The organism is Mucilaginibacter kameinonensis (assembly GCF_003675385.1).
In the GTDB taxonomy this organism is placed as follows: domain Bacteria; phylum Bacteroidota; class Bacteroidia; order Sphingobacteriales; family Sphingobacteriaceae; genus Mucilaginibacter; species Mucilaginibacter kameinonensis.
Map to the genome: position 1 here is coordinate 1 of NZ_RCWZ01000009.1, position 11,974 is coordinate 11,974.

General features: G+C 39.6%; 15 protein-coding genes. All 15 read right to left on the bottom strand.

Features of this window, described 5'->3' with window-relative positions; translation table 11 throughout:
• Nucleotides 1–419: hypothetical protein (locus EAH55_RS30085; RefSeq protein ID WP_162997108.1), on the bottom strand; the 419-nt coding region annotated here is incomplete at its 3' end.
• The gene (gene traN, locus EAH55_RS30090) at nt 419–1,267 is read right to left on the bottom strand and encodes a conjugative transposon protein TraN (RefSeq protein ID WP_121813030.1); all 849 of its coding nucleotides are present in this window, start codon (nt 1,265–1,267) and stop codon (nt 419–421) included. The genes traN and EAH55_RS30085, both read right to left, overlap by 1 nt.
• 11 nt (nt 1,268–1,278) lie before the next feature.
• Nucleotides 1,279–2,529 (bottom strand): conjugative transposon protein TraM, encoded by a 1,251-nt coding sequence (gene traM / locus EAH55_RS30095; RefSeq protein ID WP_121812954.1) that lies wholly within the window; start codon nt 2,527–2,529, stop codon nt 1,279–1,281.
• On the bottom strand, nt 2,529–2,978 hold the full coding sequence (locus EAH55_RS30100; protein WP_121812955.1) for a hypothetical protein: 450 nt from the start codon (nt 2,976–2,978) through the stop codon (nt 2,529–2,531). The genes traM and EAH55_RS30100 overlap by 1 nt, the downstream gene beginning before the upstream one ends.
• Nucleotides 2,956–3,570 (bottom strand): conjugative transposon protein TraK, encoded by a 615-nt coding sequence (traK, locus tag EAH55_RS30105; RefSeq protein WP_121812956.1) that lies wholly within the window; start codon nt 3,568–3,570, stop codon nt 2,956–2,958. The genes EAH55_RS30100 and traK overlap by 23 nt, the downstream gene beginning before the upstream one ends.
• A 64-nt stretch (nt 3,571–3,634) precedes the next feature.
• Nucleotides 3,635–4,795, bottom strand: coding sequence for a plasmid transfer protein (locus EAH55_RS30110; RefSeq protein ID WP_121812957.1), 1,161 nt, complete (start codon nt 4,793–4,795; stop codon nt 3,635–3,637).
• Entirely contained in the window at nt 4,792–5,586 is a 795-nt protein-coding gene (locus EAH55_RS30115; protein WP_121812958.1) for a hypothetical protein, read from the bottom strand. Before EAH55_RS30115 ends, EAH55_RS30110 begins: the two co-directional genes overlap by 4 nt.
• On the bottom strand, nt 5,586–6,248 hold the full coding sequence (locus EAH55_RS30120; RefSeq protein WP_121812959.1) for a hypothetical protein: 663 nt from the start codon (nt 6,246–6,248) through the stop codon (nt 5,586–5,588). Before EAH55_RS30120 ends, EAH55_RS30115 begins: the two co-directional genes overlap by 1 nt.
• Nucleotides 6,245–6,895 (bottom strand): hypothetical protein, encoded by a 651-nt coding sequence (locus tag EAH55_RS30125; RefSeq protein ID WP_162997109.1) that lies wholly within the window; start codon nt 6,893–6,895, stop codon nt 6,245–6,247. Before EAH55_RS30125 ends, EAH55_RS30120 begins: the two co-directional genes overlap by 4 nt.
• 6 nt (nt 6,896–6,901) lie before the next feature.
• Complete coding sequence (locus EAH55_RS30130) at nt 6,902–7,567, bottom strand: hypothetical protein (protein ID WP_244228407.1); 666 nt, start codon at nt 7,565–7,567, stop codon at nt 6,902–6,904.
• A 17-nt stretch (nt 7,568–7,584) separates the two neighbouring features.
• Nucleotides 7,585–10,242, bottom strand: coding sequence for a TraG/VirB4 family ATPase (locus EAH55_RS31380; protein ID WP_162997110.1), 2,658 nt, complete (start codon nt 10,240–10,242; stop codon nt 7,585–7,587).
• A 166-nt stretch (nt 10,243–10,408) separates the two neighbouring features.
• Nucleotides 10,409–10,708 carry a DUF4133 domain-containing protein gene (locus EAH55_RS30140; protein ID WP_121812962.1) on the bottom strand — a complete coding sequence of 100 codons (300 nt, stop codon included), beginning with the start codon at nt 10,706–10,708 and terminating at the stop codon, nt 10,409–10,411.
• Nucleotides 10,708–11,022: a DUF4134 domain-containing protein gene (locus EAH55_RS30145; protein WP_121812963.1), complete on the bottom strand. Its 315-nt coding sequence runs from the start codon at nt 11,020–11,022 to the stop codon at nt 10,708–10,710. Before EAH55_RS30145 ends, EAH55_RS30140 begins: the two co-directional genes overlap by 1 nt.
• Before the next feature lie 239 nt (nt 11,023–11,261).
• A complete protein-coding gene (locus EAH55_RS30150) occupies nt 11,262–11,588 on the bottom strand; it encodes a DUF4134 family protein (protein WP_121812964.1) in 327 nt (108 codons plus the stop codon).
• Nucleotides 11,589–11,590: 2 nt separating this feature from the next.
• On the bottom strand, nt 11,591–11,974 hold the full coding sequence (locus tag EAH55_RS30155) for a hypothetical protein (protein WP_121812965.1): 384 nt from the start codon (nt 11,972–11,974) through the stop codon (nt 11,591–11,593).

Consider the following 11,974-nt stretch of genomic DNA (forward strand, 5'->3'; position numbering starts at 1 on the left):
CGGTGGTCGCCCCAAAATAAAACCTGATTTCTGTTTGTTAATAAAAGGTCAAAGCCTTTGCCAATACTCTGCGCGTATTCTAAACCAAGCTGCGGGGCTGCAACAAACTTTTGAGTTGTCGAACCGAGGCCCGCTCCGAGCCTAAATCTGACTGCCGTATTGCCACTTCTAAACAAAACGGGCTTAAGGACAAATCCCCCCATAATAGTTTTAATATCATGGTTCTTGTAATTTTGGTAGTATTCACCAAAAATTTCATTTTGATTAAAATACCTCGTACTGATATCAAAGCTGATCGTACCGGTATAAGCGTTTTTAGCGACCCAACCGCCTTGCAAGCTGAAAAATTTTGTGCCGTTCTGCGCCCTAACATTTATGGCTGCCATAAACATAAAGGCAAAAAATAATACCTTTTTCATTATAGGGTATCTGCGTTAAGTACATCTGAATAATCAAGCTGTAAGGTGATCACACGGCCTGAAATTTGTTTTTCCGTAAGTTCAATAGCTAAAACTTTGTTATCTGGAAATGTGAATTTTTTGAATGCAAAAACGTTACGGTATTTTCTTTTAAATGCTGATTTATCATAAAGCTGATAAGCTGGTTTAATTTCAACCGATTGTACGTTTGTAGCCTTGGTAATGCGCTTATCATCGATCTTAAACCTGAACTCGTCCACATCGTATTTAAGATTAGTATTATTTGTGTACGTCACATCAATAAAAACATAATCGTCTACAGTATATATGTTATTCACCTGGGCATCCATTCCGTAGGCTGACGAACGGATTGCATGTGTTTTCGTACCTTGCTTTAATGCTTGTAAAGCATAATTATGAAGATCGTTTTGTGACATAGTAATGTTGCCGACATCTAACGGATTGGTGTTTTGTGGCTGAATTTCTATCTGCGTCTGAACGCTATCCTGGTTGTTTGTATACCACACATCGTATTGACCAATGAACTTTTCACCGACAACGGTAACTATCCCCAGGCTGCGGTTAACGAAGCCGTATTGCTTAATACTATCAGGTATAAATTTTAAACGTAAAACGTTTTTAACGGGCAGGTCGCCCAACATGCTTTTGGTGGAAATATCCGCGTATTGGATTGGCTCGGGTGAGACAAAATGCAATGATACACCGTCTGTTATATAAATCTTTTTAAGCTTACTCTTTTGTAAGGTGCCGTCCTTGATTTTTTCCTGTGAGTAGCCTTTAGAAGCTAAAAGGGAAACGATTGATAATAATATAAGTATCTTTTTCATGTGGCTTTGCATTAATAGGTTTGTTGTTTTTCTTTTAATTCGTCAGGGTCAATTAAGTACACGAACGTGCTGTATTTTAACTTCGCTTTGTTTTGTCGGATAAGCTTTGATACCGCTGTAGATGTTGAAGTAAATAACTTTGAAAGGGCGCTCATGTAAAGTTGATTTGCACTTGATGGGTCTTGCTGCATCTGAATACTTGAACCCAAGTCGCTAACTTCCTTAGTGAATGCTCGAAAAGCAGATGCGGGTACATATAACCCCTGCATACCGTCTAAATCATAGAGTTCTAATTTGACCGGCAATATTTTATCTTCGGTCATAACAGAGGTTACGGTTAGTTTTACCCGTTGGGCATCAAACCCCGATATGAGTGCATAGATGTAGGTGCCTTTCTTTATCAAGTGTTTTCCGGCCTTGATATCCTCCAATAACCTGATACGCACCCTTGAACCGGCATAGCCAGTTACAGTCTGATCTATGATCGCCTTGATAAAATCATTCTTTTTCTCAACTTGAACCGTATTAAACGCATCGTTTAAATTAGAGGCTTTAGCAACATCAAGTTTAGGCAGCTTCACTACTTCCTTATCGACTTTATTTAGTAATTCCTCTTTTTGTTTTTGGGCTTTATATTCGGGGTCGTTCGCCTTTCCAACGCTATCAATTACCTTCATTTGCTCCCGGAATAAAGACATTGGATCGTCGTATTTTTCTTTAGCAGATGGTGCGCTCGGTTGTGGATGGCCTGTGCCTCCTGTGCCTTTTAAATTAGATAAGGCATTAGCCAATTCTTTATCTTCTTTACTTAATGAATTGCCGTTGTCCCGATTTTCATATGCTGACATGCTTTGCGGGATGGCATTTCGCCCTCTGCCTGAATAACCACTACGGCCCGATGACACCGGTGTATTATACTTTTGTTTATATGCGGCCTCTACACTGTCCAGGACGTATTTCTCGCGTTCGTTATAGTGGCCCTTCAAGTCTGTGGTAGCTGTAGGGTCTTCGTCTAATGGATTTACGGCGGTATACCCATCCCCTTTTTTATATTGATCTTTAAAAGCATCAAGCTTATCAGCTAAATCCTTCTTTTTTATATCATCCGAAACGCCTGCAACGTTCGATTGTAATTCGGGTTTATTTTCAACCACCTTGCCCTTTTCCTTCGTAAAGGATAGAGCGCAAAAGTTGAAAAGGAAAACAAATGGCAGTATAATTAATGGAATGATATACTTTGGTTTTTTAAAATCTATTGTCATCACTTCTTTTGATTAAGGGTTTTACTTCTCATGGTTGGTTCCAACTGTTGAATAGCTTTTTCTAAAAAGAGCGTATCATCATGGGATAATTTGGGCTTTTTCAACACTACCTCGACCTGCTTTCGCAAGTCGTTCAAATTAGATATCCTTGTGCCCAGGTCAATGATCTGCCCTACACCGGTAGAAACCTCATTGCCTACATGTGTGGTTCCTTTTAATACATCAGGCATTTTTTCTTTCTGCCTTTGACTGGGCGTAAAAACCAAAAAGCATATTATGCCTGAAAGAACGATCATCACAACCATTCCAATAAAAATTTGGTTCGGATAAGCCTGTAAAAATCTATTCCGGTTAGCTGCTGCCTGGTCAAAGTATTGCCCAAACTCCCGGCGTATCTCCTTTGCAACTGTTGCATCAGGGTCAACATTAGAACTGATTTTTCTGAACATTGCTTAAGTCTTTATTTTCAAGTGTTTTCCAGTTTGTAATTAAAACCCCATGCGAATTATTATCGCTGCGCGGTATATCTTTAAGGTTACCGGTCGTGATAAGTGATCTTGTGACGGTTGAACTTCTTCGGTCGATGACCTGCTTACCGTAATAGACAAAGCGCTTATTAATCATATCAAGCTGAATGCTATCGGTCTGTATAGTTAAAACTGAACTGGAAGATAGAATTGAGTTAAAAAATCCTTTTTCTTTAAGGTTGTTGTATTGCAACATCCCTGATTCGTCAACCAGGTACATAGCCCGCTTCATTTGATATTCAATAAATTTGTCATCAGGTGTGAGAGAAAAAAATATTGAATGAAATAAATCAATACTTGCCCGGTATTCAGCAGGCCGATTCAACTGCATATTGGTTTGCTTTGCCAAAATGGGGACATTGTTGTCCAATATGTAAATACTCTGACGCGCGTTGCTTACTTGCTTATAAGAAGAAATACAGACCACAACGCATATTATGATGGAAGTAGCAAAGCTTCCGAGGGCAATAAATAAGGACAGCCTTATTTTATTCTCTATGTTTTTGATTAGCATAAAATTTCGATTAAATAAAAAAGGCTTGATAAATCAAGCCTTTGAATGTGTTTATGTTAAAGCATTATTTTAAAATTGCTTTGGAAGCAATTCGGGCAACTTGTGAGCCGGTTCGCGCTGCGGTAGATGTTGCAGAAGAAATACCGGAAGTAGAAATAATCCAGGTACTGATACTTGGTACTGTAGTAATGGCAATTGCGCCGACTAAAAAAGCAACGATAACAAGCCCAAAACTCAAAATCCCATTACCGGCAAACCATGCCATCTTTTCCATTGCATCACCGGTTGTTCCCGTTAAGGATTTATACTTATCGATTTCTACGCCGAGGGAATATTTTTGAAGCATTCCAACTATATAAAGGATTAGATACGCTACTCCTACATACAAATTAACGGATATAAAACGGGCAACCCATGTGCTAAATGCATCCCTATAGGCCGGTAAAACGCTTACAGCTACAGAAAACGGCCCAAGTATAACTAAGACTGTAGAGTAGATAATTTGCAGCATAAAAACGATATAAACGCAAATTCGCAAAATCCATATCGCGATTAATTCCAAAGCCTGTGTAACCAATAATTGTAAGCTGGTTTGCATTCGGATTTTCATTTCAACGATGGGGTTATAGATGTTATCGGCAAAGAAACCTTTAACACTTTCAACTATTTGCTTACCCACGCCCTGATTGGTGTCTTTAGCCTCGTCCGCTGCTATTTCTGTTTTCGCCTGAAAGGTCATTAATTGATCGCCTACCTGTATCATCAGTCCTGCCCTTTCAAGCCGCATGGCGTTAATTTCGTCCTGTTGTTCTCCAAACATGGCCTCGGCCTTTGCAGCAACTAAGTCGGTAGGGTAGGCAAGCACTCTACAAAAAACACCCCACCACATGATAACCATCATCAAACCAAATGGCCTCAAAAGCGGCATTATTTCTAACTGCTTATCACCAGACATCATTTCATATGATTTTATAGAGAAAAACATTAGCATAAAAATACATGCTAACCCCTGTGCATCATAGATAAAAGCCGCAAAGTTACCAAAGGCATAATCACGCATTCCTTCAAAAAACTTCATTACTGGCCGGTCGTAAACATCGTTTCCCTGTAGGAAGCCAATTGCATCCTTGTACTGATCAGGCGGGACAGGCGTTTGCGCTTTTACACCCAAACTAAAAAATACCCCGACTATCAGGATAAGTAACATTATATACTTTTTCTTCATGGCTTAAGTGTTTTACGGTTTTTTAATATTTCGTTCATTCGATCATCCTCGCTTTTTGTTGAGCCGCTAAAAAGATCACCGGCATTTTGGTTTTTATTTTTCATTTTGGCCTGGTAATCCAACATCGTTTCCGCCATTGATAGCTTATACTTCCAGTTGTCGGCCAGCTTTCTATGCTCCAACATAATGCGGTGATACAATAAAATGCGCTGTCCCCGGTCGATATCAACTCGCTTTGCATTTTCATATCGCTCTTTCAAGCTGTTCATTTCTGTTAAGTACCAATTATATGCGCCACTTTCAGCCATATATTGAATGACATTAGCCGGTACGTCTTTAAAGGCATTTCCTACAATATCATCTAAAGGGGATAACTCTTTTTTATAGAAAAGTATGTATAGTGGGTCTGTTGCTGAAACGGTGCCAGAGTAGTTTGCGAACTCCGCAATAGCAGTATTTCTTAAGGTGTCGGATTCCTTTTTATAATAGTTATTCGTAACCTGCATGGCCGCTGCCAAAGCAAGCCGTTGGGTTTGTTCACCACCGGCACGAAGCGGGCGTAAATCCGGCCCATTCTTATAGCCAAGGTGTAGCAACCATGTGAGCGAATAAGCATAATAGGAATTTGGTTTATACCATTTAAATTCAGGTGTAAACTTGTTTTTATCCCATTGCTTATATACCATTCGCTCTTCCTGATTGATAATTGCCTGATCATGTATTATCCCTTGACCAAAGCAGGAATAGCCGATTCCTGCAAACAATATGAGTAGATAGATAGATTTGTTCATTACTTTATGATTTGACGTTTGCGTAATATATCATCCATGATGGCATCATCTTTTGATACGTATTGGCGATAGGGGTTAAGGCTTTTAATGATTCCGCGCTCTTTTGCCCAATACATATTTTGCCATATTCCATACGCAAGGGCATTCATTATTTGTAATTCATTGACGACCTTTCGTATGAGTTCATCCCGAACATTATAATTCATCATTAGTTCCTCTTTTTGCTGTAAGACTACTGTTGAAACTTCGGTAACGATTTTGATTCCCCTGTCTCTCATTTGTTGTGTTGCAGACTGGGCGAACAACATTAATTCGGGATTATCCTTTGCCAAATCAAGTGCCTGATTGCTATATTTTGTTATGCTGCTGATCAGGGTGCTCAATTGCTTAATTTGGATGCCATCTTTTAACGCCTCGTTAACCTCCGTTAAAGAGCGGTGTATCATGGTTTGAACCAATGCCACACTTGAAAGATTAACAGCAATATCGTCCGTGTTTTTGTGGATTTGTTCAAGTGAATTATGGTAATTTATTTCGGCGGCAAGCCTTGTGGCTGCGTTTGAATTAACAATTTCCAAATGCCCAGGGTCAAAAACGATTCTTTGGCTATAGCTGACTTTTACCCAGAAAAGCGAAACTATGAGTAGATACACCGGCTTCATTTGGCAAGGGTTTTGGCATTAGCCATTATTTGGTTGACAATGCCCATTTCCTGATTAACGTACCCCGAAAACGGGTCTGTGCCTCGGCTTTTAATAACTGCTGCTTGTAATGACCGGGCCACACCGCCTGACAAATAAGATATAGTCTTTAATTCGTCAATGATAAATTGAAACAAAATCCGGCGGTCGCTTACCTTCATTTGGTTGATGTCGCCAATGGTAGCACACAACCCGATTAGATAATTAACAAGTGAATTTGCCCGTTGTACAAAAATGACCTCACTATCCATAGCAACGGGTATTAATACCGGGTCGCTTTGAGCGTAGGTAACGATTACCTGTTGCTGTTTGATAATTTCTTTTACAAGGGGGGTAGCGCTGATTCCAATATTTGCAGCATCAAAAACAATACTCATTTTGGCGAAGCGCTCCTGTAACGTTCTATATTTGGATTTTAAGGTTGTGGTTAAGCTGCGGTTGCTCGCTTCGATGGCGGTTGATTTTCCCTGTTCATCTTTGGCAGCAATTTGCTTTTTGTTTTCTGTTTGGCTATTGTCAACCAATTGGTGCAATAAAGGCACATTCAACTGCGCCTTAGCCTGTAGAGAGATACCCCCCACAAGCAACATAAATATAATTCGTTTCATACGGCATTATTTTAAGTACTTGCGTTTATTAAGTATATCATCCATGATCTGCTGATCGATATTTACATAGCCCTGGAAAGGGTTTAGTGAACGCAACACACCTCGCATTTGGGCGTAATACATTGCCCGGTACATGCCATAGGTCAATGATCTTAGGATTAGCATTTCGGTCAACACTTTATTTACGAGTTTTGCGCGTTCCCCGCTATCCATCAGGTTGTCACCTCCACCTTTCAAGGCAAACTCGCTGACCTCTAAAGCTAATTTTGCAGCACGTGTATAAAAATAATTGGCCTGTTCTTGGGCAAACACAAGCAATACTGGGTTTTTTGCTGCAACGGCTAACCCCTTGTTGATATCATCTGTCATGCCGATGGTGATTCTTGATATTTCCTGAACATCTGCCAGGTTCGTTAGAATTGAAGATACCTGCGAAAGCCCCTTGTAAATTTTTGATTGCATATCATTCACTATCCCTAACTGGCCGGTAACGGCAAGCTGCCCCTGCTCAACAAGTGTTAACTTGTCTTTCGTGGTGTTTAACTGGGAATTTATAATTGCAGCATGCGCTACCTGGGCAGCGGAAGTTACCGGGTCAACATAGAGTACCTGGGCTTTAACAATGCTTCCTATAAGACATAGTAAAAGCATTAATAAAATTTTTGCTTTCATAAATAAATGGATTATGATTAACTAACTAATTGTAGTACTTCGCCTTTGGGCTGCTCGAAGATTGGCCTACGTAAGCTGTTAACCTTATTGAAAAAGTCGGGTAGTTTTAATCCTGATTGCTTTAAGTCCTTCACAAAATTATTAATGCCATCCCGGTAGCTTCCGTAAAAATTACTGTAAAATTCAACGGCCCTCTTTTCAGGCTTTTCCGTTGTGTATATCAAATATTGTTCAAGGGCAACTTCTACGCCGTAAACTTCACCAGTTGCGCCCCTTCTGATATAAACCTCTTTAAACCTGCCTCTATTTGCTTGGTTATCCAGTTGGTTAATCGTTAATATTTTCTTACGCTCATGGGTATTGATAGACAGTAATTTTGCGATTTCATCAAAGTTGTCTTTGAACTTTGATTGATCTAACAACATGGTAGTATCGGAGTTATTTATAATACTATCCTTAACTACTGTATTGCCGATAATGTCGCCCAGTTCCTGTGTCACCACAATGGCCTCACCCCAAAACTTTCTCACTGTTTTGTACAGGTATAAAATGTAGCCGCCCATAAGCGGCGAAGCGATGGCCTTCCACGCTTCTTCTATAATTAAAGCCTTTCGCTGCTCGGTTCGGAAACGCATTTTTTGAATAAAAACATCCATTATTATGAGCGTTACGATTGGAAACAAGGTTTTGTGCTCTTTTATACTGTCTATTTCAAAAACAACAAATGGTTCGGTGAATAGGGAACTATCTGCTTCCTCGTTTAATATCGCTTCAAACTCACCGCCCTTGTAAAACTTCTTTAAAACAAACCGGAACTCGTCAACATCAAAAGGGATATTTTCTTGCTTTTTGATTTCGGGAATTTTGTATAAGGCGAAATCATAAAAGGAATTAAAGTTTAACTCAACAACGTTCTTCCTTTTAAATTCTTCTTTTGCTTTTTGTGTTGCTTCATGATAACGTTCAGATTGCAATTGATCTACATCGGCATCCCTTAGCCATTCAATGGTATCGTCCAGGTTTTCCTTGTAAAGTCGGTTATATTCCGCCTCATAGAAGGTTACTTTGTCATCATCGCTGCCGACAAAATTGTTAGTCAATTCCTGGGCTTTGCTTTTCATATATTCAATATCCTTTTCTACTAACTCCTTCGCCCGGATTGAATAGTCGGTACTATCCATCTCTGCCTTTACCTGATCGTAAATCGCATTAATTTCGGCATCGGAAATATCTGCAAAAAGTGGCTTTGTAAAGTAATTGCTGTAATAGGATGATATTACTTGTGCGATTACGTCACTTTCAACCTGATTTACGGTGCCATCTGCACCTTTCCATAAGAGGCTAATTAGGGTCTTTAGAAAATCTTTCTTTTCAATGTTGTATTCGCCTTCACTGATTGCAAAAGGGTTCATCGTAATAGGCTTTTCATCGGTATAGGTGATGTATTTACCGTTATAATAGGCGCATAAACCGGAATATGAGTGTCCAACATCAACAATTACAACGTCCATTAACCATTTAGGGTTTGGAGAGTAGTTATACATGCAATACTGTTCAATCAGGGCATTCATAAAAAACGATTTGCCGGAACCACTGGGGCCAAGCACGAACTTGTTTCTATTATTAATCCTATTTGTTCGCATCGGCAAATCTGCGGGGTCAATAGCGACTGGTATGCCCTGTCTATCAGTAAAGCGAATTTGAAAGCCACTCACTTCATCTTTACTTAGGGCTTCTTTAAAAAAAAAACAAAGGGCTGCATCTGCTGTCGTCAAGAATAAGTCGTAATCCTCTAACTCTACCGTATTGCCAGGCAATGCCGTTCTGAACAGTTCCATTTGATTGTAGGCGTTTTTGTTGGGGATGATGCCTTGTTGAAATAGTGAACTTTCAATATAATTACAAGTTTGTTGGATATTATCCAGTGATGCGCATACTAAAATATTGAAGTGGCAGTACACAAGCATTTGGTTTTCCCTGGCTATATCTACCAAAAGGTTATCAATATCCTCTACGCACATCAAATTTGCGGGGTCGGGAATACCTGAATGTCGCTTTTTTTTAAGTTCTAACTTTCGTTGTGTAATGTTTTGAGCAGGTATATCAATTATCTGATTATATACGATGGTTTGATATAAGGGCACACTGTATAATAAGCCCATCGTGTCAATGGGGAAACCCTTTAAAGTGTCTTTGTCGTTTCGCTCGATATGGGTTGAAACCTTTTCGGGTAAATCAATGGTATCAATATTCACAAGTGGGACGCTGCGCACGGCTTTGTCGCCCATTTGAATTTCCACATCTGTAGCGCGCATATTATTGAGTGAAACATGGTTAGTACTAAAATTCATACTAAGTATACGTTTCACGTAAAGATCAATTTCGTTCCTGGTTAAGAGTTGAGGTTGTAAGTTGTTCCTTTTAAGCAGGTCGTCCAACTTTCCAATATTTTGCTCGAAATCAGTATAGTTTTTCTTATTGTAAGTATAAAAAGAACCTCGCTTAGCCTTGCGCGTAATGACAAGGTAGGTAGTGAGGTCAGTATATTCCCTACCGTTAAAATGCTCGTCATATTTCTGCTGTAAATATTCCGTGCTATCTGCTTTATTATAAATTTTTTTGGTTAAAACATCTTGTTTTTGTATCACATACCCTTCACCCAAAATTTTTGTCATGTTTACGAATAGTTGATGCGAACTGTCGTATGCGCCTGGGTCGGCTGAATATTGAAGAACAGGATTATTAAGCCTGAATATTACCGAATAATCGCCTTTTAGATTATATAAGGTGGGATATAACCCACTTTCATCAATACCAAAATATGGTAAAGTGAACTCTGTTTTACGTTTTTGTGCCATTTCTCAATTTTCTAAAATCAGTACCTAACTTGAATATTCCTGTATGCCTTGTTTTAAAGTGTAGCCCCTTCTTTTGCTGTTGGGCGGTAAAAAAAAGCCCTCCGGCAAAGCCCCCCACGCAAATAAGTCCTCCATAGGCCATACTGGTTAAGCTGCCTACTACTCCACCTGCTACCAAACTAATGATCAGGGACGCTATACCCCATCCGATGAATTTTCCTTGAAAACCACGATAAATCAGGGGCTTTTGAAGCCCCCGATAAATGTTGAATTGCTTTGCCATTACACACCGAAGAATGCCTTGATGATAACACCAACCAGTACTAAGAATAGGCAAGAACCACCCCAGCCCATAAGTTCCTTGTTAATGTCTTGGTCACCACTATTCCATTTCACGTAGACGCGGACACCGCCGATAATACCAACAACCGCCCCGATTGCAAGACAAAGCGTAGATATCGGGTCAACGTATTGACGTAATGAGGTATTGGCGGCGTTAATGCCGGTAACACCATCCTGTGCCATTGATTGACTTGCAGATACTGCGATTAAGGTTGCAACTGCGAATGCTTGTTTTACTTTTTTAGAGATTTTCATAACAGATAAAAATTAATGGATTAAAAAATTGAATAATACTTATTGAATAAAATTTGTGGATTGTGAAGTTGATGATAGCCTTTCGCTATCAATTAGTTTGAACCTGGTTGGCTGCAGCCAAACAAAATGCTATCAAAATGAGCTGAGGATCTGCAAGCCGGTTTGAAATTTTGCTATCAATTTAGAATGTGGGCGGGCCTGGTCTGCGGATGCTCCGGCCTCGGTATGATAGCATTATGTCAAATGCCGTATATACCACCAATTATGACAGCGATTAATTGAAGAAATATAAATGCGCCTAACCAACCCATTACCTGGGCATCTATATGATGTTTACCTGATTGCCAATTATTATAAACCCTCAACCCGCCGACCAAGCCAAAAATGGCACCGAGTATTGAGGCCGTTGCGGTTAAAGCATGATATTGGCTTTTTACCATTCGTGTTGCATCGCCAAATTCTTGAATACCCGGTGGCTCTTGGGCTAACAATGAAATTGTAAGGCAACAAAAAAGGGCTGTCAATGTAGCAGCCCTGATAAAGTGGATTTTTTTATAATTTCTCATAGCTAAAAAACAAGGGAGCGTTTATAATCAATTGTATTAGTTTGCGCAAGCTTGATGACTTCGGACATTTGGGTAATGCCGCCTGTGGAGTTATTTATGTTATGCGAAACAATATTTAATTCCTCGGTGTCTTGTTCTTCTCTTTCCCAAACAGCGCTTAGACTGCCGTTTTCTAAATCATCATCAAAAGTTGATATTGGAATTACGGCTTGTTCTTCTTGATGTTCAACTGGGATAGATTGTACATCTTCGCTAAAGGTGAGCACATCACCATCGGTAGATACCGGGCGTACATTTTTGCTTTTGATTAAATCAAGTATGATGTTAAACCCATAGTATGCCACATAGGCGACTATCAGTATGATTGTAAACTTTGACCAATTCAT

What these genes read in the sequence shown, in the direction of transcription:
- traN (WP_121813030.1), bottom strand. Translation starts at nt 1,267, where the DNA reads ATGAAAAAGATACTTATATTATTATCAATCGTTTCCCTTTTAGCTTCT.
- traM (WP_121812954.1), bottom strand. Translation starts at nt 2,529, where the DNA reads ATGACAATAGATTTTAAAAAACCAAAGTATATCATTCCATTAATTATA.
- EAH55_RS30100 (WP_121812955.1), bottom strand. Translation starts at nt 2,978, where the DNA reads ATGTTCAGAAAAATCAGTTCTAATGTTGACCCTGATGCAACAGTTGCA.
- traK (WP_121812956.1), bottom strand. Translation starts at nt 3,570, where the DNA reads ATGCTAATCAAAAACATAGAGAATAAAATAAGGCTGTCCTTATTTATT.
- EAH55_RS30110 (WP_121812957.1), bottom strand. Translation starts at nt 4,795, where the DNA reads ATGAAGAAAAAGTATATAATGTTACTTATCCTGATAGTCGGGGTATTT.
- EAH55_RS30115 (WP_121812958.1), bottom strand. Translation starts at nt 5,586, where the DNA reads ATGAACAAATCTATCTATCTACTCATATTGTTTGCAGGAATCGGCTAT.
- EAH55_RS30120 (WP_121812959.1), bottom strand. Translation starts at nt 6,248, where the DNA reads ATGAAGCCGGTGTATCTACTCATAGTTTCGCTTTTCTGGGTAAAAGTC.
- EAH55_RS30125 (WP_162997109.1), bottom strand. Translation starts at nt 6,895, where the DNA reads ATGAAACGAATTATATTTATGTTGCTTGTGGGGGGTATCTCTCTACAG.
- EAH55_RS30130 (WP_244228407.1), bottom strand. Translation starts at nt 7,567, where the DNA reads ATGAAAGCAAAAATTTTATTAATGCTTTTACTATGTCTTATAGGAAGC.
- EAH55_RS31380 (WP_162997110.1), bottom strand. Translation starts at nt 10,242, where the DNA reads ATGACAAAAATTTTGGGTGAAGGGTATGTGATACAAAAACAAGATGTT.
- EAH55_RS30140 (WP_121812962.1), bottom strand. Translation starts at nt 10,708, where the DNA reads ATGGCAAAGCAATTCAACATTTATCGGGGGCTTCAAAAGCCCCTGATT.
- EAH55_RS30145 (WP_121812963.1), bottom strand. Translation starts at nt 11,022, where the DNA reads ATGAAAATCTCTAAAAAAGTAAAACAAGCATTCGCAGTTGCAACCTTA.
- EAH55_RS30150 (WP_121812964.1), bottom strand. Translation starts at nt 11,588, where the DNA reads ATGAGAAATTATAAAAAAATCCACTTTATCAGGGCTGCTACATTGACA.
- EAH55_RS30155 (WP_121812965.1), bottom strand. Translation starts at nt 11,974, where the DNA reads ATGAATTGGTCAAAGTTTACAATCATACTGATAGTCGCCTATGTGGCA.